This window comes from Arthrobacter sp. StoSoilB13, assembly GCF_019977255.1.
Taxonomy (GTDB): Bacteria; Actinomycetota; Actinomycetes; order Actinomycetales; family Micrococcaceae; genus Arthrobacter.
Genome location: NZ_AP024648.1, coordinates 387,874 through 411,698, shown reverse-complemented (window position 1 = coordinate 411,698; position 23,825 = coordinate 387,874). Strand labels below are relative to the sequence as shown.

The window sequence follows — 23,825 nt, the reverse complement described above, 5'->3', positions numbered from 1 at the left end:
GTCTAGGTGTGGCCCCTCCCCCCCGACGTGCAACGCGAGGTCAGATACGGCCCATCCGACGGGGCAACATGGGCCGTAAGTGACCCCGCGTTGCTCCTTAACAAACCGACGACGGCGACGCTCCCCTGCCTGGGGGCGTCGCCGTCGTCGGTTTTTAGTTGGTTACCGTTACTCGGTCACGGCTGCGGCAACTGCCGCGGTGACAGCGGGTGCTACACGGGCGTCCAGGGGGCTCGGCACGATGTAGTCAGCGGAGAGGTCTTCCTCGGCCAGCTCTGCGATGGCGCGTGCAGCGGCGATCTTCATTGCCGGCGTGATGCGGCGGGCCTTGGCGTCGAGCGCGCCGCGGAAGATGCCGGGGAAGGCCAGCACATTGTTGATCTGGTTCGGGAAGTCGCTGCGGCCGGTGGCGACAACTGCCGCGTACTTCTGGGCAACCTCGGGGAGTACTTCGGGGTCCGGGTTGGACAGCGCGAACACGATCGACTGATCGTTCATCAACTTCAGGTGCTCTTCGTCCAGCTTGGAGGAGGAGACGCCTACAAAAACGTCGGCGCCGGTCAGCCCCTCGCCGGGACCACCTGTGACGCCGCGGGGGTTGGTCCGCTGAGCCATACGGGCCTTGACGCTGCCGGGATCGGCCACGAGGTCGGCACGGTCAGCGTTGACCACACCCTTGGAGTCGAGCAGGATGACGTCCTCGATGCCAACAGCAAGAAGAATCTCGGCGATGGCAATGCCGGCGGCACCTGCGCCCGAGACAACTACTTTAAGGCCGGAAAGTTCGCGCTCGGTCACCTTTGCAGCGTTGGTCAGGGCCGCGAGAACCACGACGGCGGTGCCGTGCTGGTCATCGTGCATGACGGGGCAGTCGAGTGCTTCGATGAGGCGCTCTTCGAGTTCGAAGCAACGCGGCGCGGAGATGTCCTCGAGGTTCACTGCACCGAAGCTCGGGCGGAGGCGGACCAGGGTCTCGATGATCTCGTCCACGTTGGTGGTGTTGAGAACCAGCGGGATGGAGTCGAGGTCGCCGAAGGACTTGAAGAGGGCAGACTTTCCTTCCATGACCGGGAGGGAAGCGCTGGGGCCGATGTTGCCCAGGCCGAGGACGGCGGTGCCGTCACTGACGACAACAACCAGGCGCTCAGCCCAGGTGTGGGTGCGGGCAAGTTCGGGGTTGGCGTGGATTGCGCGGCTCACCTGGGCGACGCCGGGGGTGTACGCGATGGAAAGGTCACGCTTGTTGTTCAGGGGAACGGTGCTGGAAATCGTCAGCTTGCCGCCCTCGTGTGCTGCGAAGATCTCTTCTTCGCTCAATACCAGGGCGTCGTTGTCAGTAGCGATTGTCTCAATGGACACGTCTTTGTCTCCTCAGGCTAGCCGTGGACCCACGGCATGGTTCGGGCAGGAACAGAACTGCTGGTTCGGACCAAGGGTGGCTGGCCCGGAAGGTGCATCTGCAGGTTGGGCTGCTAGCCGCTTCGGTCTTTCCAGCGTAGGGAAGCCCGGAGGGTACAAGATTCAATACCAAGAGAGACGATTCGAGAGTAAAACGTTTATGCAGGTCTAAAAGTGACTCAGCTCACGCGAAAAAACGCATTCTCAGGGGCCGGTGGTCTAGACCGGAAGAGCTATGTGTCATTCCCCCGTCATGAGGCTGCACGCCTTCTTGAGGTCCTTTTCGGCTTCAAAGAGCGACAAGCGACGGCACCGGACGGCCTGGACCAGACCACTGACCAGATGCAACAGAATCCTGGCCTTCGGTGCGTCATTTCCGGGCTCTTTGCTCAACGAACCCACAACTTCTTCGGACAAGAGGTCAATCTCGCGCAGCAGCTGGGCGGTGTCGCTGTCTTTGCCGGCAGGCCGGATGAGGCAGTGCTCCACGCCGGGCTGCATAACCCTCAGGTGGAAGATCTCCATCATCAAACCTGACAGTGCATGGCCCTTGCCGTTCCTCTGGCGCACGCCGTCGCGAAGCTCGCGCAACTGCTGCCGGTAGACGGCCAACATGAGGTGCGCCGTAGAGGGAAAGTAACGGTAGAGGGTGCCCAGCGGAACGTCCGCTTTCGCGGCAACGTCCGACAAACTCAAGGTGTCGAATTGACGTTGCGCAAAGCCGGAGGCTGTCTTCAGGATGCGGGCATAGCGCAAAAGCTGCCGCGGGGTGGTAGGTGCGGCAGCCATACGGGGCAACCCCGTCGTCAGGTCAAGGGAGTACGGTTCCAGGGAAAACGGTTCGGGCATTTCCGGCGATCTCTTGGCAGGCTGGCAAGGAAACGGCCGGCTCAGGTCACAGGACCCGCGGCAGGCCGATCGCACCAATGATACGTGAGCAAAATGACCGTTTCCTGAGAGCGCCCTGCTTGCAACGCGTCCATGCCGTTCCCCGGATTCCCCCCGCTGCGCCCCTAAACTGCAGGAAGCTCAGGTAAACCCAACTAGGTAGCAGTAGAGCGCGTTTTGGACGCTCAAAACGCGCTTAAATGCGACCCAGTTGGGTCCACGCACGGGAGGAAGACCACTATGGGGAATTTTCGACGCCGGATGGCAGCAGCGCTGCTGGCCGCCGCTGTGGCGGCCGTGGCACTTGGCCCCCTGCCGGCGTCGGCGGCCAGCAACGGGCCGGACCCCATAGTCAATGGTGAAGCGTTTGTCGGCAAGACGCTAACAGCCGAAATCGGCCCGTACACCTTCTATGGCTGCGGCGGCGGCAAGGGCCCCGACTTCACTGTCTATTGGACAAGGGACGGCTTCCTGGTGGCGGGCGAAACCGGGCGCAGCTACCTCCTGCAGCAGGATGACACGGGCGCACGCATGGCTGTGCACCTGACCGCCAGCAAGACTGCCTGCGGGGGCGAAACCCTTCACAGCGACGAGACCGGACCCGTCGCTGCGCCCAACCGGGCCAATGGTTTCACGGGCCGCAGCTTCGAACTCCTGGCGCGCGGAAGTGACGGCTCGTTGATGTTGTACGGGCGGACAGGCGCCGCTTGGGACGCCGCCCGCACCGTGGGCTGGGGGTGGAACGTCTTCAACCTTGTCCTTTCCCCCGGCGACTTCAACGGTGATGGCAAGGGTGACGTGATCGCACGCGATTCGGCGGGGACTCTGTATCTCTACGCCGGCGACGGAACCGGTGGATGGAAGCCCGCCCAGACCATCGGCAAAGGCTGGAACATTTTCGACTCAATCGTCAGCCCTGGCGACTTCAACGGGGACGGCAACAACGACATCCTGGCCAGGGAACCCGGCGGCGCCCTCTATTTGTACCCCGGCAATGGTTCCGGAGGCTGGCTGGCGAGGACCGCCGTCGGGCAGGGCTGGCAGGTGATGGACGCCTTGCTGACGCCTGGCGACTTCAACGGCGACGGCAAGGTGGACGTGCTTGCCCGTGACCGCAGCGGTTACCTGTATTTCTACGGCGGCAACGGGGCGGGCGGTTGGACGCGGTCGTGGCTCATCGGTGTCGGCTGGAATGCCCTCAAAGCCGCGGGTGCCGCGGGTGACTTCGACAAGGATGGCTTCCAGGACGTTTACGGCGTGGACCAACAGGGCCGGCTGGTGATCTATTACAGCGATGGCCGGACCGGGTGGCGCACATCCCAGTCCGTGGGCAACGGATGGGGCGGTTTCACAGCAATCTTCTAGCTGAGTCCCAGCCGCGGTAAGATTAGCCGCATAAGTCTGGGGAGGACACAATGAACGCTCTATCATGCCGTGTATCAGGCGTGCGCCGAGCGGTAGCCGGAATTGCGGCTGCGCTTATTGCCGCCGTCGCTTTCGCCCCGGCACCTGCAATGGCAACCATGGACCCCGCAGATCCCGTGGTTCACGGTGCGCCGTTTGTTGGCTCAACGCTCACGCTTGAGATCGATCCTGCTTCCTACCGTGGCTGCGGCGCCGCGGCAGGCCCGGACTACCAGATCTACTGGACCCGCGACGGTGTTCGAGCCGGGGACCACTGGGAGTGGTGGAACTACAAGCTCGGCGAAGAAGACCGCGGCAAGACCATCGCCGCCCATGTCGCAGCCAGCCAAAACGGGTGTGAACCGCAGGAAGTCTCCAGCCAGGAAACAGCGCCCATCTCAGCATCCAACAGGGCCAACGGCTTCACCGGTCGGGGCGCCTATGAGATGCTGGCCCGCCGCACGGATGGCACCCTCATGCTGTATCCCCGGATTGGCGGCGCCTGGGAAGCCTCCCGGACCGTTGGCCCCGGCTGGAACGGGTTCAGCACGGTCCTCTCCCCCGGCGACTTCAACGGCGACGGCACCAACGACATCCTTGCGAAGGACTCCTCCGGAAGGCTCTTCCTTTATGCGGGTACTGGGGACGGCGGCTTCCTTGCCGGACGCCAAGTGGGCAGCGGATGGAACAGCTTTACGTCGATCGTCTCCCCCGGCGACTTCAACGGCGACGGCACCAACGACATCCTCGCCCGTGATTCCGGCGGACTGCTTTATCTCTACCCCGGCAACGGCAGCGGCGGCTGGCTGAACCGTTCATTGGCCGGCAGTGGTTGGAACGTGGTCAACCAGATCATCACGCCTGGCGACTTCGACGGCGACTACAACGTGGACATCCTGGCGAGGGACTCCGCCGGCAGCCTGCGCCTGTACAAGGGCAACGGCAGCGGCGGCTGGGCAGGCATGGCCGTGATCGGTCAAGGTTGGAACGGCATGGCAGCCATTGGCGCAGCCGGCGACATCGACGGTAACGGCAATGTGGACGTCTATGCAGTGGACGGATCCGGCCAGCTGCTGGCCTACTACGGCGACGGCGACGGCGGCTGGAACGGCGCCCAAACCATCGGCTGGGGCTGGGGCGGTTTTAACGCCTTGTTCTAGGGGGTTGGGGGAGACCATGACGACTTTTTCTTCCGTGCGCCCAGCGGCTTTTGTGCATTCGGTACGGTCGGGTTTTCACATCCTTCTAGCCATCCTCCTCTGCTCTGCGCTGGCAATTGCAGTCCCGCCGCCCCGCGCTACAGCTGCGGGAACAATCGTCCCGCTTCCCACCGTGGTTACCCGGACGTCGGCGGCAACGGCGGGTCCCGGGAGCATTGTCTCCTTGTCCTTCACACTGAGCGGTCCCGCCAAGGAAGTAGGTTTCACCTACGTCAATGAGGACACCCTGGAGCAGGCCACCCTCTACGGACCTGCCAGCCAGCTGTCCGGGCCCTACAGCGCGCAAGCCAAAGTGCCGGTGGACGGGAGCGCCTTCCAGCGAACCGGGCGCTACAAACTCCTCAGCGTCAACATCATGCTCCCCTTGGGCCAGGGGGTAATCCGCTACGGCCGCGATGGCAACATCATCTTCCTTTCGCAAGGACTGGAAGCACCAACGCAGCGGCCAGGGGCCTTGGACGGCGTCGACTTCGCCGTCAACAATCCCGGCTTCCCACTGGTGGACAATCCAAATATCAAGCCACCAACCATCACAGGCGTGGCACGCTACGACCAAGTGCTGACCGCGGACAACGGCTCCTGGACCCAACCGCCCACCGGCTTCGCCTACCAATGGCTGCGCAACGGCCAGCCGATCCCTGGAGCCACGCTCAGCAATTACCGCATCGCAGAAGCAGACCTTGATCAGACCCTGTCACTACGGGTCACGGCCACAAGGGCAGGCTTCCGGGCTGTGTCGGCATCCTCGCTCCCACTGACACCCACGTCACCCATCACAGCTACCGCTCCCACACTCCAAGGCAAGCTGATCATCGGAGAGAAGCTCACCGGCGTCTTCAACGAGGGCAGCGTCTCCGGCGGGACACTCGGCGGGCACGTCAGCGTCAGGTACGAATGGGTGCGCAACGGTACCGTGATCGGCGGTGCCACCACCAAGACTTACACCCTTCAGGCAGCGGACCGTGGCGCCGTCGTCGGCTTCCGGGCAGTAGTCCAAGCGGGCAATCCAGTGACGGCCACGCGTCCGTTTACGGTTTTCGACCGCTCCGTGGTTCGAAACAAGCCGCACACAACAGGTTTCGACGCCGGGGCCTCCATGGACCTGTTCGCGCGCGATGCTGCGGCGAACCTGCTCCTGTACCCCACCGATGGCGCGGCCCGCTGGCAAGCTCCGCGGACCATCGGCTTTGGTTGGGACGTGTTCGACACCGCCTTCAACGCGGGCGATTTTGATGGAGACGGGTTCAACGACGTCATCGCGAAGGACCACGATGGATCGCTGTTCCTGTACCCGGGCAACGGAACCGGCGGCTGGCTTCCGCGCAAGCAGATCGGCTGGGGATGGGACGTCTTCGATTCGATCATCGCCGCAGGCGACTTCTCGGGCGATGGCAACAACGATGTCCTTGCCCGCACGCCTTTGGGCGCCCTGGTGCTCTACCCCGGCAACGGGACGGGCGGCTTCAAATCCCCTGGCGCCGTAGGCCAAGGGTGGGACGCCCTCAGCGAGGTCTTCTCGCCCGGCGACTTCGACGGTGACGGCAACCCTGATGTCCTGGGCCGTGACAGCGCAGGAAACCTACGGCTCTACGGTGGCAACGGCAACGGCGGATGGACCACTGCCCGGTCCATCGGCACAGGCTGGAACGTCATGTCACGCATTGGTGGGGCCGGAGATTTCAACGGAGACGGCTTCAACGACGTTTGGGCCATCGACGCCGGCGGCCAACTGAACATGTACTACGGCAGCGGCATCGGAGGATGGAAAGGCGCCGGTGTCGTTGGCTGGGGCTGGGGCGGGTTCACGGCGGTTTTCTAAGCCGATTTTGGTTGCGTTTTGAGTTTGACTTGTCTTTCGCGTGAATATTTGCCAGCAAATTCCCAGACTTTCTGTGTCGCCATGTACTCTCAAGTCACTTATTCCCGCCGGCCATCTGCGACCGGCCTAATTTGGGGGAACCATGGGGAGCACTCCTCTGCGCCGCGTGCGCAGCTGGCTGGCCGCATTTTTGGGCAGCGTTATTTTGGTCGGCGGGCTGGGGTTGGCACCCGCAGCACATGCTGATGACACCTTCGCACCGGTACCTGTAGCGGTCTCCACGACGCCAGACGCGATCGGCGCTGGAGGGCAGGCAACATCGCGCGTTACCTTCCAGGCATCCGGTCCGATTACCGACGTCTACGTCCTGTTCCGGAATACAGCAACGGGTAAACTCCACACGACGATGACGCAGGGCTCGTACAGTTCCGCTGATTCGACGTACTCGTTCGACGTCTTCTTTGCACAGGGGACCCCGCCGGGAACCTACCTTGCCCAGTACATGCAGATTCAAACCGCAGCCGGCCAGGAAGTAGGTTACTGGCGCGACGGTTCCCTGATCCACAACCCCGGCAACCTCCCCGCCTCCGGAACCGCGGCTGTGGCCTTGGACGCCTTGGACTTCAACTACGTGACTCCCGTAGACATTGATCGTCCCCACACGTCCGGCTTCTACCGTGCCGAATATTGGGATTCGTACACGATGAGTTTGTTTGTCCGGGACTCCTGGGGACGACTTGGCCTGTTCCCGACCGGCGGAAACGGCACCTGGCAGCAGGCATATGAAGTCGGCTCGGGGTGGAACATCTTCAACACGATGTTCGCTGCCGGCGACTTCAACAACGACGGCGAGAATGACGTCATTGCCCGCGACAGTTCCGGTTCGCTCTTCCTCTACCCAGCTGGCTGGCATGGTGGTTGGTACCCGAGACAGCAGATCGGTTGGGGCTGGGGGATCTTCAGCACCATCTTCGCGGCAGGCGACTTTAGTGGAGACGGCAACAACGACCTCCTTGCCCGCAAGTCTTCCGGTGAGCTCATGCTGTACCCGGGCAACGGCCACGGCGGCTTCCTGGCTGCCTCGACAGTCGGCTGGGGATGGGGCGGCATGACTTCGGTGTTCTCCCCTGGTGATTTCGACGGCGACCACAAGCCTGATGTCCTCGCCCGTGACGGCGCCGGAAACCTCGTGTTCTACGGTGGCAATGGCCACAGCGGCTGGACTAGCAGCCGCGTGATCGGCCAGGGCTGGAACGCTATCACCAAGCTCGGCGGTGCCGGCGATTTCGACGGCGACGGGGCCAACGATGTCTGGGGCATCGACACCTCGGGTCAGATGCGCATGTACTACGGCAACGGCTCAGGCGGGTGGAAAGGCTCCGCTGTAGTTGGCTGGGGCTGGGGCGGCTTCAACGCTGTTTTCTAGAGTCCGGCGTCAGGCCGTTAGGCGGGGGCCTCGTCCGAATCGATTAGGACGAGGCCCCCGCCAAGTTCATTGTTAATGATCCGGGTTGGCCAGCAGGCCAGCCTTCTTTTTGGAGGAATCCCTTGCATACCAGCACTCCTTTGCCCCCCACCGCGCGCAGGCGCCAGCGTTGGCTTTCGGTCCTGGCCGCATCCGTTGTGACAGGTCTGCTCGTAGCTCCGGCACTCCCGGCGCAGGCCGTCGCACCTGCAATTGCCGCACCAACCCGCTACGTCTACATCAACGGAACACCCCAACTGGGCGGCGATCCAACAGTCGGCGGCTTGCTGAAGTTGGACATCTCGCGGACCTTTGCCCACGTGTCACCTGACGGCGGCTCTCCTTCCGTTTCATTCTCTTGGACGAGGGACGGAGCTGTAATCCCCGGTGCAACGAGTACCACCTACCGCGCAACCGCCGCTGACCTTGGACGGGTGATAGCCGCATACGTCACCATCATCTACGACGCCGACTCCCAGCTCACGGTGCAGGCACGCAATCCGCTGAGGGTAGCAGCCGCCGCCCGTGCCCGCGGATTCAATGGCGACGGAACACTGGATATCTTTGCCCGCGACGCCTCCGGAAGGCTCCTGCTGTACCCCACGGACGGGCGGGGCAACTGGCAAGCGGCACAGGTAATCGGCTGGGGTTGGAACAACTTCAACCTTCTGGTGTCTCCCGGTGACTTTGATGGCGATGGCACGGTAGACGTTCTGGCTCGCGATAATTCCGGCCGCTTGTTCCTTTACCAGGGCAACGGCTCCGGCGGGTGGAAGCAAGCCTTACAGGTCGGCCAGGGGTGGCAGGGCTTTGCTGATCTGATCGCCCCCGGAGACTTCAACGGTGATGGCACTAATGACATACTCGCCAAGGACACAGCAGGCAACATCTTCCTGTATCCCGGCAATGGGCGCGGGGGTTGGCTACAACCACGCAAAATCGGCCAGGGGTGGGAGGGCTACTACGCCGTTGGTGCTGGACACTTTCTCGGAACATCAGATCTCGTGGTTCTGACCCGTCCCTTCTGGGGAAATCTTGAAGTGCGCACGACAAACCGTAACGGATGGTTTGAGGAATACGGCCTGCCTGGTGGATTCGCCGGTTCCATCGGCTGGGGCTGGGAGTCAATGGCCCGCATCGGGGCGGCGGGTGACTTCAACGGCGATGGCGACTCCGACGTTTATGGAATTGATAACAGCGGCCGGCTCACGATGTATCTCGGAGACACAACCGGATTCGCGGGTTCCGGCATCGCCGGCTACCGATGGAAAGGCTCACCGGTTGTCGGCTGGGGCTGGGGCGGCTTCACGGCCGTCTTCTAGGCCTCTAGGCTTACGCCACGCTCTTGATCTTGACCACGAACACAGCACCCAGCAGACCGATGACCGCGGCGGCTACATACAGCGAGACGTAGCCGCCCAAATACGTGACGAACGGGAATGCGATAAGCGGGGCGATGACTTGCGGGAGCGAGTTTGCCACGTTGATCACGCCCAGGTCCCTGCCACGGTCCAGTGCCGTCGGCAGGACCTGGGTGATCAGTGCGAAGTCCACAGCAAGATAGGCTCCAAAGCCGAGGCCCAGGACCAGTGCCCCCGTGATGGCACCGGCCCACGTCGGCGCAAAACCGAGAATCAAGGACGCCACGGCGATGATCACGGACGACGCGATCACCAAAGGCTTCCGTTTGCCCATCCGGTCGCTCAAAGCTCCGCCGATCACGCTGGTGATAATCACCATGACCGCATACAGGCCTGTCAGGATAAGCACTCCGATCGCGGGTTCGATGCCCTCGGTTTCTTTCACATGCACGGCATCGCTGAGGAAGAACAGGAGATAGAGGGTGACCATGTGGTTGCCAATGTTTACCAACAGTCGCGTCAGCCAAGCCCAGGCGAAATCGGGATAGCGTGCTGGCGAAACCCAAAAGCCTTGGAAAAACCGCGCAAGACTGAACGGTGGGCGGGCCTGGGCTGGAAGCGGCTGGTCGTCATTCTTGAAAAGATAAAGCACGACGCCGGCAAGCAGCGCCGCTGCACACACCAGGTAACCGGCAGCAAAGTTTCCCGCTACGACGGCGGCAATCACCGCGCCGGCCAGGATGCCAACTGTCTGTCCCATGGCTGCCAAACCACCGACCGTGCCACGTTGCGGCACCGGAACGCGGTCTGGAATCGCAGCTGTAATGGCAGCGTAAGCACCGTTGCATCCGGCCTGCACCAAGCACCACAGCACCGTCATGACCGCGACGTTCGGCGCTCCCGCCAGTCCTACGAGTGCTACAGCGCCCAGGATTGCTCCTACGAGGACCCACGGAACGCGACGTCCGAAGCGGGAGACAGTCCGGTCGCTGAACGCCCCGAACAAGGGGTTGGCAACCAACGAGACGGCGGCGCCGCAACCCGTTACCAGCGCCAGGATCGCTTCCTTTTGTTCCTCATCGAAGTGAGCCGCCTGCTGGCCCAACAGCACCTGGATGGGGCCGAAGAACGCCGCATTGATGCCCACGTTGATGAGCACGACGCCAGTAATCCACAGTGCGCGGACCCGGTCCACTGGTTCGGCGAGGGCAGTGGCCGTGCCGCCCCGGACTATGGCAGGATCCGGCACAGGACCGGGCAGGTCGGACAGGCTCATGGCAGGTTCCCCCTAGTTTCAACGTCTGGATTCAGATTAGCGCGGGTGGAGGGCATGGAACCTAAGTTCATGTCAGTTATCCACATAGCCCTCGACGGTCCGTGCCGCTTACCTGGCGCACGCGTTAGTGTGGCCTCAAACGTAGTGAGGAGAAGGACATGAACGAGCAGATTAATACAGCTGATCTCTATGACGATCGGGGCGAGGAATTGGAATCGGTTGCTGTCCAGTTCCAGAACCTCGGCGGTCACACGCACTTCAGCGGACAGGTACGAACCATCAGGTGCTTCGAGGACAACGCCTTGGTGAAGACAGTCCTCGGGACGCCCGGCGAAGGAGCCGTTCTGGTGGTTGATGGTCAGGGATCATTGAGGACTGCCCTCATGGGAGACATGATCGCTGAAAGCGCGGTGGCCAATGGTTGGGCCGGCGTCATTATTAACGGAGCCATCAGGGATCGGGAAGCACTCGCCCGCCTCCCGCTGGGCATCAAGGCGCTGGGCAGCAACCCGAAGAAGAGCGCGAAGACGGGTGTAGGCGAGGTTGATGTCCAACTGGTGATTGACCGCGTGAGAATCCAACCCGGAGTAATGATCTACAGCGATCCGGATGGCATTCTCGTGGAACGCTGACCCCTGAGACTGGCCGACTTACGAAGGTTGTTCAAGAAACATTCTTCTTCCGGGAATCAAACAGGCATTAGGATAGTTACTGAAAGCAACTATCCTGCTTAAAATCCACTTTTCTGCCACCTCTGGAGAAGATATGTCCAAATCTGCGCCCGTCCGGGCCGCCGGCGAGGTCCTGACGCATCGTCAGACGCTCACCGTCATGGTGGGACTCATGCTCGGCATGTTCCTGTCCTCACTGGACCAGACCATTGTGTCCACGTCCATCTACACCATCGCCAATGACCTCGACGGCTTGTCACTCCAGGCATGGGCAACTACCGCCTACCTCATCACTTCTACTGTGAGCACGCCGCTCTACGGCAAGCTCAGTGACATCTTCGGGCGCCGTCCGCTGTACCTGGCAGCCATCCTGATCTTCCTGGCCGGATCCCTCTATGCCGGGTCCGTCCATTCCATGACGGAGCTTGCCATCGCCCGTGGCGTGCAGGGCCTGGGCGCAGGTGGTCTTTTGGCGCTGGCACTGACAATCATCGGCGACATCGTTGCTTTGAAGGACCGGGCCAAATACCAGGGTTACTTCATGTCCGTCTTCGGTATCTCCTCCGTCCTCGGTCCTGTCATCGGCGGCGCTTTCGCGGGAACATCGACCATCCTGGGCTTCGACGGCTGGCGCTGGGTATTCTTCATCAACCTTCCCATTGGCCTTGCGGCACTCACTGTGGTGTTCATGTTCCTTCACCTGCCTGCACGGCACGTGAAGCAGAAGATCGACTATTGGGGCGCGGCAGCCATCACCCTGGCAATCGTTCCGCTCCTTCTTGTAGCCGAGCAGGGCCGGTCCTGGGGTTGGGCATCGGGCGCATCCTGGCTGTGTTATGGCCTTGGCGTCGCCGGCATCGTGGCGTTCCTGTTCGCAGAGATGCGGGCCGGGGACTACGCCTTGATCCCCTTGCGTCTCTTTAAGAACGCAACCTTCGGTTTGTCATCCCTGCTGAACTTCATCATCGGCATCGGCATGTTCGGTGCCATCGCCATGCTGCCCATGTACCTGCAGCTGGTGAAGGGCCTTACCCCCACCGAAGCGGGCCTCATGATGATCACGTTCACCGTGGGCATCCTGTTCGGTTCCATCAGCGCCGGCCGCACCATCTCGTCGTCGGGCGTTTACAGAATCTTCCCCATCCTCGGTACGGCAATCCTGACTGGCGCAGCCGCTGTGATGGGCCTGGTGCTCGGCGTGAACACTGGCCTTTGGGTTCCCGGACTCATCGCCGTGTTCTTCGGCGTCGGCTTGGGCTTCTGCATGCAACCGCTGACACTTGCCATGCAGGTATCGGTGCCGCCCAAGGACATGGGCGTCGGAACCTCTACTGCGGCGTTCTTCCGTTCCATGGGTGGGGCTGTGGGCACGGCCGTGTTCATCTCGATGCTGTTCAGCCTGGCCGCGGACAAGATCGCGGATGGCATGAAGACCGCTGCTTCCAGCCCGGACTACCAAGCGGTCATGAAGGATCCGGCCGTGGCAGCCGATCCCGCGAACGCCAAACTCTTCGATTTCTTCAAGAATGGTGCCACCAACGATTCCCTGAACGACACCAGCTGGTTGCACGCAGCCAACAGCACCCTCACCCGGCCCATCACCGAGGGCTTCGCACAGTCAATTGACACTGTGATGCTCACGGCCGCTGGCCTGATGCTGATCGCGTTCCTCATCAGCTTCGCGTTGCCCAACAAGAAGCTCATGGACCCGAAGGCAGCAGCCAAGGAATCCGTCCCGGCGCACTAAGCGGTACGTGCTCTTCCACGACAAGAACGGCAGGCAGTCCGAGGATTGCCTGCCGTTCTTGTCGTGAAGCCATTGTCGTTCGGTGTCAGTGCATTTCAGGGCTTGAGATCAGTACGAGTCCTGGACAAGGCGTTGCGCCTGCTCAAGGTCATCCCGCAAGTCGCGGTCCTGAACTTCGGATGGCAAGGTGAAGCCTGCCTCCATCACGGCTCGCAGCCGGGGGCTGCTGAATTCTCCAGGACGCCTGCCTTGTGCGCGGAGGGCCCGTGACGCACAAACAAGCTCGACGCCGGCGACGGTTGCCAAGGCGTGGGCAGTGGACTCCAACTGTGCCGCACCCAGAGTTGCGAAGCTCGCGTCTTCCTCAGCACCCAAGGACAAATTTACGGTTTGCAGGCTTACCGGCTGGGCGTTGGCCCGAATACGGCCTACCGCTGCAGCGGCGACGTACTCCAGCATCATGACGCCGGACTGGCCTGCATCATTGCCTGCCAGGAATCGGTGGAGGCCGGTGAAAGTGGGATCGCAGAGACGCGTGATCCGGCCCAGTGTCGTTGTGCACGCCGCCCCAACGGCCACCTGCAGGGCATCGATGCGCCGGGCCAGTGTGGACATGTGGAACAGGCCGTGATGTGCCACGCCGTTGGTGCCGTCTTCCACGGAGCCAAAGACCATGGGGTTCTCGTGGCCCGCTACGGCCAGGCGCTCCAGGGTGATCCTCAGCGATTCGAGTTCCTCCACGACCGCCCCCAGAGAATGCGGCAACATGCGCAGGCAGTACGGATCCTGAATCCTTGCAGGCTTCCCGGATCCAGCCACCAATTCCTGCAGGGTCGCAGCGACCTCAGCCATGGCGTCCGATTCAGTGGCCTTTGCGACTTCGGGGCTAAACGCTTCCGGGTTGCCGGACATGGCCGTGAACGACAGAGCACTGATGGTGGTCAGGTTCTCCATCATCGTGACCAGCTTCTGGTGCGCCAGGATGGCCTGCCCGATGGTGAGGGCACTGGAACTGATGAAGGGAAGCGCGTCTTCAGTGGGCCAGGAATCCAACGCCTTCGGCACCGGCGTGCCATCCATCGTGGGACGCTCACCCAGGAGTGTTAATGCGGTTCCTGCCAGGGCCGGCAGGTCTGCTGTGCCAATACCGCCAAATTCCCGCACTTCGGGCAGGGTATCCGCGTTCAGCATCTGTACAACGGCCTCGACCAGGTCCGGGTTGATTCCGGACGCCCCAGCCGCCAGCTGGGACGCTCTGACAACCAGCATGGCCCTCACCGTTTCGCGGTCAAGGGCTCGCCCGGCATCCACCGCATGGCTCCGAAGCAAGTTGACTCCGTGCTGGTCGGCCGACGCATCCGATGTATCCAGGGTTACGGAGCGATTAGCCCCCACACCAGTGGAGCGCCCATAAACCGGCCGTGCCTGTGCCGTTGCGCGGGCTGAGCGCTGCGAGGCGGCCATGCGTTCGATCGCCGACTGCGCAAGAACCACCTTCTCGCCGCCAGCGGCAATTGCCACGATCCCGGCAAGCCCAAGGCGTCGTCCGTCGATCTCGACCATGGAATGATCCCTTCGTGAATTCGGTCAACCAACCAGGTAGCAGCTGATGCCGTTTTCAGCCCTCAAAACGACATCTGCTGCTACCTAGTTGGGGATGGTGGGCTTACTTGTTTTCTGGGGCCACGCCACTGGAACCGAGGGTAACGGTCAGGGGTTCGTGGGTAGTCAGAGTCACTTTGTTGCCTACTTTTCGTTCATGGGGATGCGGACGCCGCGTTCGTTGGCGACTTCGACGGCGCGGTCGTAGCCGGCGTCGACGTGGCGGATGACGCCCATGCCGGGGTCGTTGGTCAGGAGCCGTTCGAGCTTCTCCGCGGCCAGGTCGGTGCCGTCAGCGACGGAAACCTGCCCGGCGTGCAGGGACCGGCCGATCCCCACCCCGCCGCCGTGGTGGATCGAGACCCAGGTAGCACCCGAAGAGGTATTGATCAGCGCGTTCAGCAACGGCCAGTCAGCAATCGCGTCGGACCCGTCGGCCATGGACTCGGTCTCCCGGTACGGGGACGCCACCGAGCCGGAGTCCAGGTGGTCACGGCCGATCACGATCGGGGCCTTGACCTTGCCCTCGGCGACGAGCTGGTTGAACAGCAGGCCGGCCTTGGCCCGTTCGCCGTACCCGAGCCAGCAAATACGCGCCGGCAAGCCCTCGAACTCCACCCGCTCCTGGGCCGCGTCGATCCACTTGTGCAGGTGCTTGTTCTCCGGGAACAACTCCTTGATCGCCTCGTCCGTGACCCTAATGTCTTCCGGGTCACCGGACAGCGCGACCCAGCGGAACGGGCCCAGGCCCTCGCAGAACAACGGACGGATGTAGGCCGGGACGAAACCGGGGAACTCGAACGCCCGCTCGTAGCCGCCCTTGCGTGCCTCGTCCCGGATCGAGTTGCCGTAATCAAACACCTCGGCCCCGGCGTCCTGGAACTCCACCATCGCCTGCACCTGCCGGGCCATCGAGGCCTGGGCTTTCTTCGTGAACCCTTCCGGATCCGCCTCAGCCTCGGTGTGCCACTCCGCCACGGTGATGCCCTCCGGCAGGTACGACAACGGATCATGCGCGGATGTCTGGTCGGTGACCACATCGAAGGTCACGTCCCCGGCCTTGTGGCGGCGGAGCAGTTCCGGGAACACCTCAGCGGCGTTGCCCACATACCCCACCGACCAGCCACGACGCTCGGCCTTCGCGGCCTGGACCTTCGCGATCGCCGCGTCCAGATCCGTTTCAACCTCGTCCAGGTACCGCTTGCCCGCCCGGCGACGCAAACGGGTCTCGTCCACATCCACGATCAAGCACGCACCATCATTCAACGTCACCGCCAGCGGCTGCGCACCACCCATGCCACCACACCCACCGGTCAGGGTCAGCGTCCCCGCCAGGGGACCCTCGGACGAGCCTTCCGGGGCGGGGGCCGGGTGGCGTCCCTCCGCGGCGAGCTTGTTCCCCACCGCGGCGAACGTCTCATACGTGCCCTGCAGGATGCCCTGCGTGCCGATGTAAATCCAGGACCCGGCAGTCATCTGCCCGTACATCATCAGGCCCTCGGCCTCGAGCCGGCGGAACTCCGGCCACGTTGCCCAGTCCCCCACCAGGTTCGAGTTCGCGAGCAGGACACGGGGAGCCCACTCATGAGTGCGGAACACACCCACCGGCTTGCCCGACTGCACCAGGAGGGTTTCGTCCTTCTCCATCGTTTCCAGGGTGCGGGTAATCGCATCAAACGCAGCCCAGGAACGCACCGCACGGCCCGTACCCCCGTACACCACCAAGTCATCCGGACGCTCAGCAACCTCCGGATCAAGGTTGTTCATCAACATGCGCAACGGTGCCTCGGTCTGCCACGACTTGGCAGTAAGCTCAGTACCCCGCGCGGCCTTAACCGGACGGGCACCAGTAGTGAAATCGGCAGTCATTCTTTACTCCTATAAATCCTGCAAACCAGCGGAAGCACGAGGGCCGGGTTTAGCCCAGGTTCTTGCTCTTGAGCCATTCCTTGGCGATCTCGCCGATGTCCTCAAACTTCGCTACGCGGCCGTTCATCTTGATGAGGTCCTCAGTGGTGAGCGCAGCAGAGACCTTGTCCAGTGTTTCCTTCACGGTATCCGTGGACTTCTTCTGGTTGATGACCGGCAGGATGTTCTCTGACAGGAAGAGGTTCTTGTTGTCCTCGAGGGCCACCAGGTTGTTCTCGGCCAGCGCGGGATCGGTGCTGAAGAGGTCAGCTACCTGTACCTGGCCGGAAAGCAGGGCATTCAGCGTCAGCGGCCCGCCGGCGTCGAGCGCTGAAAATTCCTTGAACTCAAGGTTGTAGACGGACTTCAGTCCGGCAACGCCGTTGAGGCGGGTCTTCCACTCCGGCGGCCCGCCCAGGACGAGTTCCTTGGCGACCGGCTGGAGGTCCTCGATGGTCTTCAGCTTGTACTGGTCGGCGATGTCCTTCTTCACAGTGAGGACGTCCTTATCCTCCGCTTCCGAAGCCGTCAGAACCGTCAGGCCAGAGGGGATCTTGGTGGCCAGTTCTTTGGTGACTTCCTCGGACGATACTGCCTTGGTGGCGGAATCGAGGTATTGGAGGAGCGCACCGCCGTACTCCGGCATGAGGTCGATGGAGCCGTCCTTGAGGGCGGGGATCGTGACCTCGCGGCTGCCAATGCTGGGCTTTTCCGTGACATTGACACCCTTGGCTTTGAGGGCCTCGGCGTAGATCTTGGCGACCAGCTGGCTCTCGGGGAAGTCAGCCGAACCGACAATGATGCTGTCGCCGGAGCCTCCAGCTGCGGCAGTGTTTGATGTGCTCATAGGGTCCCCGCCGCCACAGGCGCTCAGGGTGATGGCGGCGACGGCCGCCAGGGTGAAACCGGTCAAGTACTTCTTCATGTCAACTCTCCTGAAATGGCGCTTACAGGGCATGCAGTGGCCAGGTGGGGGGTGGGTGGAGGTGATTCTTGCGTGCTGGAAGTCCAGCGCAGTGTGTTGCTTAGACCGTGACGGGGGTCTTCACGGGTTCGGCTACCGGAACCGACTTGATGGTTCGCCGTGTCAGTCCGGGTGAGACAACGCGGCGGGTGATGAAGGCGAGGAGCTGGTCGAAGAACAGGGCCAGCAAAGCAACGAGGACAGCGCCGGCGACCATTTGGCTGTAGTCATTTTGGGCCTTCCCGTCGATCAGGAGCCGGCCCAGGCCGCCAAGCGAAATGTATGCTGCGATGGTCGCGGTCGAGATAATCTGCAGCAGTGCGCTGCGGACACCCGACAAAACCAGCGGAAGCGAACACGGCAACTGGACATCCGTGAGGATCTTCATGGTGCGGAAGCCCATGCCCCGGGCGGCGTCGACGGCGGCAGCATCCACTGCGCGCACGCCGGCATAGGTGTTGGTCAGGATCGGAGGCACCGCAAGGAGTACCAGGACGATGAGGCTTGGCAGGATGTAGCCCATCCTCGATGGGAACGCGGGCGAAATGAGCAGAACCAAAAGGATCAGCAGGCCGACGCTCGGCAGGGCGCGCAAGGCATTGGCCAGGCCGGCGATCATGAACACGCCCTTGCCGGTTACGCCAATGTAGATTCCCAGGGGAACGGCGATAACGGCAGCGATAGCCAGAGCGATCAGGGAGTAGAGGAGGTGCTCACCGATCAGGGTCGGGATGCCGTCTGCGCCGTTCCAGTGCGCGGGGTCGAACAAGTAGTTCACGATGCCACCACCTTGGGGGTCCACGGTGTCAGCCACCGGTTGAGAAGGATGATCAGCCCGTCCAGGATCATGGCCAGAATCACGCAGAGCACGATGCCGGCGATGATCGGCGTAAAGAAGCGGAGCTGGAAGCCCTGCGTAAACAGGGAGCCGAGCTGCGGGATACCCAACAGTGCGGCAACGGAGACCAGGCTGACGTTGGATACAGCGGCCACGCGAAGGCCCGCGCAGATAACGGGTACGCCCACGGGCAGCTCTACCTTCAGGAGGCTCTGGTACCCGCGGTAGCCCATCGCCTTGGCAGCCTGGACGGTGTCTTCAGGGACGGAGTCCAGGGCATCTGCCACGACCCGCACCAGCAGCGCAACCGTGTAGATGGTCAACGCCGCCACGATATTCAGCGGGTCCAGGATCTTGGTGCCAAGGACAAGTGGCAGCAGAACGAAAAGTGCCAGGGAGGGGACGGTGTACAGGAGTCCTGCGACGCCCACCAGCAGCGGATAGATCCTGCGGCTCCGGTGTGCCCACCAGCCCAGGGGCAAGGCGATCAGTAGACCAAGGACCAAGGGGATGACGGCCAGCAGGACGTGCCAGCCGAGAAGGAAAACAATGTTGTCGAACTGGCGGCCCAGCCACTCAAAGTTCATCGGGCCGTCTCCAGGTGTGGTTCAGCCTCGATGGCCTTGACGACGTCGGTGGCTGTCACGGTTCCGATCAGCTCACCATGCTCGTTGACAACGACACCGCGGCGGCTGGGCGAGGAGAGTGCAGCGTCCAGCAGTTGGCGCATCGTTCCCGAGGCAGCTGCCGGGATACCGCTGAGGTTCAGGTTTTCACGCTTGAGCTCACCGTTGAGAAGCTCGGGCTGGGCCCACCCAAGAGGCTTCCGGCCGCCGTCGACTACCAACACCCACGCACCCGAAGCCTTGGCGCGGGCCTCTTCTCCGGAAGCGCCGAGCTGAACCACAGCTTCCTCACCGATGGCCACACTGCCGGCCTTCGTGAAACCGAGGGAGCGGTAACCGCGGTCACGGCCCACGAAGTCTGCCACGAACTCATCCGCCGGCGAGGTGAGAAGCTCCGACGGCGTTGCCATCTGGGCAAGCTTGCCGCCGACACGCATCACGGCAACCTGGTCGCCGAGCTTGAGGGCTTCATCGATGTCGTGGGTGACCATGATGATGGTCTTGCCGATCTCACGCTGGAGGCGGAGGAACTCCTCCTGCAACTGCCCTCGCACCACAGGGTCCACGGCACTGAACGGCTCGTCCATGAGCATGAATGCCGGGTCAGATGCCAGTGCCCGGGCCACGCCCACGCGCTGCTGCTGGCCGCCGGAAAGCTGCCACGGATAGCGCTTGGCGAAGCTCGCGGGCAAACCCACCCGCTCCATGAGCTCCAGGGCCTTGGTCCGGGCCTTCTGGCGGCTCTCGCCCAGGAGGACCGGCATGGTGGATACGTTGTCCACGATGGTCTTGTGCGGGAAGAGCCCCGCGTGCTGGATGACATATCCGATCCTGCGGCGGAGCAACGCTGCGTCCATGCCGGAGGTGGGCTCGTCATCAAGGTAGATGGTGCCGCTAGTGGGTTCGATGAGGCGGTTGATCATCCTCAGCGAGGTGGTCTTGCCACAGCCGGATGGGCCCACCAGAATGGTCAGCTTCCCGGTCGGGGCCTCCAGATTGAGACCATCGACGGCGACAGTACCGTCAGGGTACGCCTTGGTGACATTTTCAAATTTGATCATTTCTCTTCCATGCTTTCCTGGGGCACTTCATGGTTTCCGTCGGGTTCCACGAGGATGTTGTTCGCTACCTTGACCAGTTCCTCGCCAAATGTCCGGGCCTTCGCCTCGTCCAAGCGGTAGCTGGGAACGACGATGCTGAGGGCTGCCACGGTTCGGCCACCGATCACGATGGGGGCGGCAACAGCAGTGATGTCGTCTTCAACGCCGCTGCGCACAATGGCGTAACCGCGGCCGTTCTGCCCGCCGGTCAGGACCTTGCCAGCGGCGGACCCTTCCAGCGGGATGCTCCTGCCGACCCAGCTGGTGTGCCGGACAGAGCGGGTACCTTCAACGATGGCGATGTAGATTCCGGTTTCCCCAGGACCGGGAATACTCAAATAGCAGGACTCGCCGGTTTCCGCGACGAGCCGCTTCATGTGCGGGGTGCAGAGCGACACCAGGGATTCCTGTCCCAAAGCGAGGGCTCCCAACTGGATGACGCTGGCTCCCGGCCGGAAATTACCGCCCGGATCCCGCGTCACGAAACCGCTGCCTTCCAGAGTGCGAAGTAGGCGGAGCGCGGTGCTGGCAGAAAGGTCAACCACCCGCGCGGCGTCACTGAGGCTGATGGAGCCGTCAGTGCAGACTGCGCTAAGGAGAGCCAACGCCCTTTCGACTGTGCGGGTGGAGGAATCTGCTGCCACTGCCTGACCTGCTTTCAAGTGGTCTAAGTCACCATGTCTTGCCACTAAGTAAAAATCAATTTTCATCAAATGGCAAGGCTTGGCTGCAGATTACTTGACATTCCGGGATTTGAGACGTCGCTTGTTCCTTTAAGGCGCGCACAGGTTTCGAGCCTGTTAATAGTTGCTCGAACTCTTGCCATGTGGTGGCATCTGGTTTTTACTTGGTGGCAGTCTTCATCAATCGGAGGAACACGTGGAAACCGTCAATCAGCTCCTCGCCTCAATACAGGATGTGGGCCGCGATGCGGTGCGCGGAGGCTACTCCAGGGCCGTCTACTCGACACCCGAACTTGATCTCAGGCACTGGTTCATTGACCAGGCAAAAAGCCGCGGCCTGGACGTTGAAACAGATCGCAACGGCATCATCTGGGCCTGGTGGGGAGACCCACAGGATGGCGCCCTCGTCACCGGCAGCCACCTCGATTCCGTCCCTGGTGGCGGCGCCTTCGATGGACCCCTCGGCGTCGCTTCCGCGCTCGCCGCCGTCGATCTCCTCAAAGCCCGCGGAGTTCAGCCGCCGCGTTCATTGGCCGTCACGGTCTTCCCGGAAGAAGAAGGGTCCCGCTTTGGAGTGGCCTGTTTGGGTTCCCGGCTCCTCACCGGCGCCATCGACGTCGACAAGGCACTGAACCTGCGCGACGCGGACGGAAACACCTTCGCCGACGTCGCGCGGGACAACGGCCTCGATACCCGGCATGTCGGCCCTGATCCTGAGGCCTTGGCGCGGATCGGCGATTTCGTTGAATTGCACGTGGAACAAGGCAAGGGCCTGGGACAAGACGGGCCGGCCATCGCGGTGGGAAGTTCGATCCTGGGTCACGGACGCTGGAAGATCAGCGTCAGCGGCCAAGGAAACCATGCCGGCACCACCCTCATGGCAGACCGGGCCGATCCTATGGTTGCTGCCGCGCAGATCATCGTCGCCGTTCGCGATACGGCCGCCAAACAGCCCGATGCCCGGGCCACGGTCGGCCGTTTGACCCCCGTTCCCGGCGGCACCAACGTGATCGCCTCGCGCGTCGATCTATGGTTGGATGCCCGTCATCCCGACGACGCCGTGACGGCTCACCTTATCGAGGCCATCTACAGCACGGCGCAGGAAGTCGCCGCAGCCGAAGGGTGCACGGCAACCCTCACGGAAGAGTCCTACAGCGACACCGTGCACTTTGACCCGGGGCTGAGTCGACGCATCAGCGGCCTGTTGCCCGGAGCCCCGGTCCTGGCAACCGGCGCGGGGCACGACGCCGGCGTGTTGGCTGGATATGTTCCCTCGGCCATGCTCTTTGTCCGTAATCCCAGCGGAATCTCGCATTCACCGGAAGAATATGTGGCCGACGAGGACGCTTCGGCAGGCACCGTTGCCCTCGCGGATGTTCTGGAAGGACTCCTGTGAACGCGTTTTGGTGCGAAACGGCCATCATCACGTCAGACGATTCCGCCGGTTCGAAGGACCGCACCGCCGGACCCACCACGCTGACGGCTGCCGCCGGAGTACGCATCGAAACGCAAAACGGCCGGATTTCCAGCATTACCACCCGAGCTGAACCACAGCCCGGCGACAAGACACTGACCGGAATTACCTTCCCGGCAGCTGCCAACGCCCACTCCCATGCCTTCCATCGGGTGCTGCGCGGACGCACCCACGACGGCCGCGGAGATTTCTGGGTGTGGCGGGAGCAGATGTACCGAAGCGCATCCGAGCTGACCCCAGAGAAATACGAGAAGCTCGCCACTGCTGTCTTTGCTGAAATGGTGGTCACGGGCTTCAGCAGCGTGGCCGAATTCCACTATGTCCACCACCAACCCGACGGTAGGCCCTACGCGGAACCCCATGCCATGGAGCTGGCCCTGGCGCGGGCGGCAATGTCCGCCGGGATCCGGCTCACTCTTCTGGACACCTTGTATCTGGCCGGAGGAATCGGTACGCCCCTCAATCCCGAACAGGCAAGGTTCGGGGATGCGGATGTGCATGCCTGGCTCGATCGCTTAAGCTCCCTCCGGGCAGCTATTGCCCAGCAATTTCCGCCGGAACTTGTCAGCGTCGGAGCTGCTCTTCACTCCGTCCGGGCCGTCCCGGAGGAAGACCTCAAAGTTGTAGCCAGGCAGCTGCCCGAAGACATCCCCCTTCACATCCACCTCAGCGAGCAACCCGCCGAGAACCAAGCCTGCCTCGAGGCCTACGGCACCACGCCAGCGGGTCTTTTGGAACGCCACGGACTCCTCTCCAGCAGGCTGTCCGCCGTCCATTCAACGCACCTGACGCAGGATGACATCGCCCTGCTCGGAAACGCAGGCGCCACGGTGGTCATGTGCCCCAGCACTGAAGCCGACCTCGCAGACGGGATAGGTCCCGCGCGGGAGCTTGCCGACGCCGGGGCAGCCATTGCGCTGGGCACGGACCAGCATGCGGTGATCGACCCATGGACTGAAATGCGCACGTTGGAACACGGCGAGCGGTTGGGCACAGGACAGCGGGGAAGGTTCTCACCTCAGGAACTCCTGCGGGCCGCAACGGAAGGGGCTGCCCGGTCCATGGCTACGCCCATTGCCGCGTCGGGGCTTGAGGTCGGCGCAGTGTGCGATCTCATGGTTATTGATCCGGCATCCACCCGCACTGCCGGGTCCCGACCTTTGCAGATGGCATTCAGCGCAACTTCCAGCGACGTCACCGAGGTCATCATTGCCGGAGAACTGGTGGCCTCGCACGGCGTCCACACACAGCTCGGCAGCCCGGGCAGTCTTCTGTCGGAGGCGCTGCAAGAGCTGTCCTAGCGTCATGCATGCGCTCCTCCAAGGGGCGACGGCGGCATGGTGCGTTCCACTCGCGACGCACCTGCCGCCGTCGTGCTTTG

Annotated in this window: 19 protein-coding genes; 9 read left to right on the top strand and 10 right to left on the bottom strand. The window is 62.7% G+C overall.

From position 1 onward, the window contains the following. Nucleotides 1-168: 168 nt before the first annotated feature. A complete protein-coding gene (locus LDP01_RS14155) occupies nucleotides 169-1,359 on the bottom strand; it encodes an NAD(P)-dependent malic enzyme (protein ID WP_224093414.1) in 1,191 nt (396 codons plus the stop codon). Nucleotides 1,360-1,638: 279 nt separating this feature from the next. Then, the gene (locus tag LDP01_RS14150; protein WP_224093412.1) at nucleotides 1,639-2,247 is read right to left on the bottom strand and encodes a TetR/AcrR family transcriptional regulator; all 609 of its coding nucleotides are present in this window, start codon (nucleotides 2,245-2,247) and stop codon (nucleotides 1,639-1,641) included. A gap of 279 nt (nucleotides 2,248-2,526) precedes the next feature. On the opposite strand from LDP01_RS14150, the gene LDP01_RS14145 reads away from it, so the two are divergent. The 5 genes from LDP01_RS14145 to LDP01_RS14125 all read left to right on the top strand — a co-directional run bounded on the left by LDP01_RS14145 (nucleotide 2,527) and on the right by LDP01_RS14125 (nucleotide 9,516). Beyond that, nucleotides 2,527-3,651, top strand: a complete 1,125-nt coding sequence (locus tag LDP01_RS14145) for an FG-GAP repeat domain-containing protein (RefSeq protein ID WP_224093410.1) — start codon at nucleotides 2,527-2,529, stop codon at nucleotides 3,649-3,651. A gap of 50 nt (nucleotides 3,652-3,701) precedes the next feature. Next, nucleotides 3,702-4,850 carry an FG-GAP repeat domain-containing protein gene (locus tag LDP01_RS14140; protein WP_224093408.1) on the top strand — a complete coding sequence of 383 codons (1,149 nt, stop codon included), beginning with the start codon at nucleotides 3,702-3,704 and terminating at the stop codon, nucleotides 4,848-4,850. Between the two features lie 16 nt (nucleotides 4,851-4,866). After that, nucleotides 4,867-6,729, top strand: a complete 1,863-nt coding sequence (locus LDP01_RS14135; RefSeq protein WP_224093406.1) for an FG-GAP-like repeat-containing protein — start codon at nucleotides 4,867-4,869, stop codon at nucleotides 6,727-6,729. A 142-nt stretch (nucleotides 6,730-6,871) separates the two neighbouring features. Then, the gene (locus LDP01_RS14130; protein ID WP_224093395.1) at nucleotides 6,872-8,155 is read left to right on the top strand and encodes an FG-GAP repeat domain-containing protein; all 1,284 of its coding nucleotides are present in this window, start codon (nucleotides 6,872-6,874) and stop codon (nucleotides 8,153-8,155) included. A 122-nt stretch (nucleotides 8,156-8,277) separates the two neighbouring features. Next, nucleotides 8,278-9,516 carry an FG-GAP-like repeat-containing protein gene (locus tag LDP01_RS14125; RefSeq protein ID WP_224093394.1) on the top strand — a complete coding sequence of 413 codons (1,239 nt, stop codon included), beginning with the start codon at nucleotides 8,278-8,280 and terminating at the stop codon, nucleotides 9,514-9,516. Nucleotides 9,517-9,526: 10 nt separating this feature from the next. On the opposite strand, the gene LDP01_RS14120 is transcribed toward LDP01_RS14125, so the two are convergent. Continuing rightward, nucleotides 9,527-10,831 (bottom strand): MFS transporter, encoded by a 1,305-nt coding sequence (locus tag LDP01_RS14120; RefSeq protein ID WP_224093392.1) that lies wholly within the window; start codon nucleotides 10,829-10,831, stop codon nucleotides 9,527-9,529. 158 nt (nucleotides 10,832-10,989) lie between these two features. Here LDP01_RS14120 and rraA point away from each other — a divergent pair, with 158 nt between their 5' ends. Together rraA and LDP01_RS14110 are read left to right on the top strand one after the other, a co-directional pair. Beyond that, entirely contained in the window at nucleotides 10,990-11,463 is a 474-nt protein-coding gene (gene rraA / locus LDP01_RS14115) for a ribonuclease E activity regulator RraA (protein WP_224093390.1), read from the top strand. A 133-nt stretch (nucleotides 11,464-11,596) separates the two neighbouring features. After that, on the top strand, nucleotides 11,597-13,249 hold the full coding sequence (locus LDP01_RS14110; RefSeq protein ID WP_224093379.1) for an MDR family MFS transporter: 1,653 nt from the start codon (nucleotides 11,597-11,599) through the stop codon (nucleotides 13,247-13,249). Between the two features lie 108 nt (nucleotides 13,250-13,357). Here LDP01_RS14110 and LDP01_RS14105 read toward each other — a convergent pair whose 3' ends face one another. From LDP01_RS14105 to LDP01_RS14075, 7 genes are all read right to left on the bottom strand, one after another. After that, nucleotides 13,358-14,812 carry an aromatic amino acid ammonia-lyase gene (locus LDP01_RS14105; protein ID WP_224093369.1) on the bottom strand — a complete coding sequence of 485 codons (1,455 nt, stop codon included), beginning with the start codon at nucleotides 14,810-14,812 and terminating at the stop codon, nucleotides 13,358-13,360. Between the two features lie 183 nt (nucleotides 14,813-14,995). Next, a complete protein-coding gene (gene hutU / locus LDP01_RS14100) occupies nucleotides 14,996-16,720 on the bottom strand; it encodes a urocanate hydratase (protein WP_224093367.1) in 1,725 nt (574 codons plus the stop codon). A gap of 49 nt (nucleotides 16,721-16,769) precedes the next feature. Beyond that, the gene (locus tag LDP01_RS14095; protein ID WP_224093365.1) at nucleotides 16,770-17,684 is read right to left on the bottom strand and encodes an ABC transporter substrate-binding protein; all 915 of its coding nucleotides are present in this window, start codon (nucleotides 17,682-17,684) and stop codon (nucleotides 16,770-16,772) included. A 100-nt stretch (nucleotides 17,685-17,784) separates the two neighbouring features. Continuing rightward, complete coding sequence (locus LDP01_RS14090; RefSeq protein WP_224093838.1) at nucleotides 17,785-18,504, bottom strand: ABC transporter permease; 720 nt, start codon at nucleotides 18,502-18,504, stop codon at nucleotides 17,785-17,787. After that, nucleotides 18,498-19,148 carry an ABC transporter permease gene (locus LDP01_RS14085; RefSeq protein WP_224093363.1) on the bottom strand — a complete coding sequence of 217 codons (651 nt, stop codon included), beginning with the start codon at nucleotides 19,146-19,148 and terminating at the stop codon, nucleotides 18,498-18,500. Before LDP01_RS14085 ends, LDP01_RS14090 begins: the two co-directional genes overlap by 7 nt. After that, nucleotides 19,145-20,248: an ATP-binding cassette domain-containing protein gene (locus LDP01_RS14080; RefSeq protein WP_224093361.1), complete on the bottom strand. Its 1,104-nt coding sequence runs from the start codon at nucleotides 20,246-20,248 to the stop codon at nucleotides 19,145-19,147. Before LDP01_RS14080 ends, LDP01_RS14085 begins: the two co-directional genes overlap by 4 nt. Beyond that, a complete protein-coding gene (locus tag LDP01_RS14075) occupies nucleotides 20,245-20,976 on the bottom strand; it encodes an IclR family transcriptional regulator (RefSeq protein ID WP_396133513.1) in 732 nt (243 codons plus the stop codon). Before LDP01_RS14075 ends, LDP01_RS14080 begins: the two co-directional genes overlap by 4 nt. Before the next feature lie 190 nt (nucleotides 20,977-21,166). Between LDP01_RS14075 and LDP01_RS14070 the strand changes: the two genes are divergently transcribed. Further along, nucleotides 21,167-22,366, top strand: coding sequence for an allantoate amidohydrolase (locus tag LDP01_RS14070; RefSeq protein WP_224093350.1), 1,200 nt, complete (start codon nucleotides 21,167-21,169; stop codon nucleotides 22,364-22,366). After that, complete coding sequence (locus LDP01_RS14065; protein WP_224093348.1) at nucleotides 22,363-23,745, top strand: formimidoylglutamate deiminase; 1,383 nt, start codon at nucleotides 22,363-22,365, stop codon at nucleotides 23,743-23,745. Before LDP01_RS14070 ends, LDP01_RS14065 begins: the two co-directional genes overlap by 4 nt. Nucleotides 23,746-23,825 lie beyond the last annotated feature (80 nt).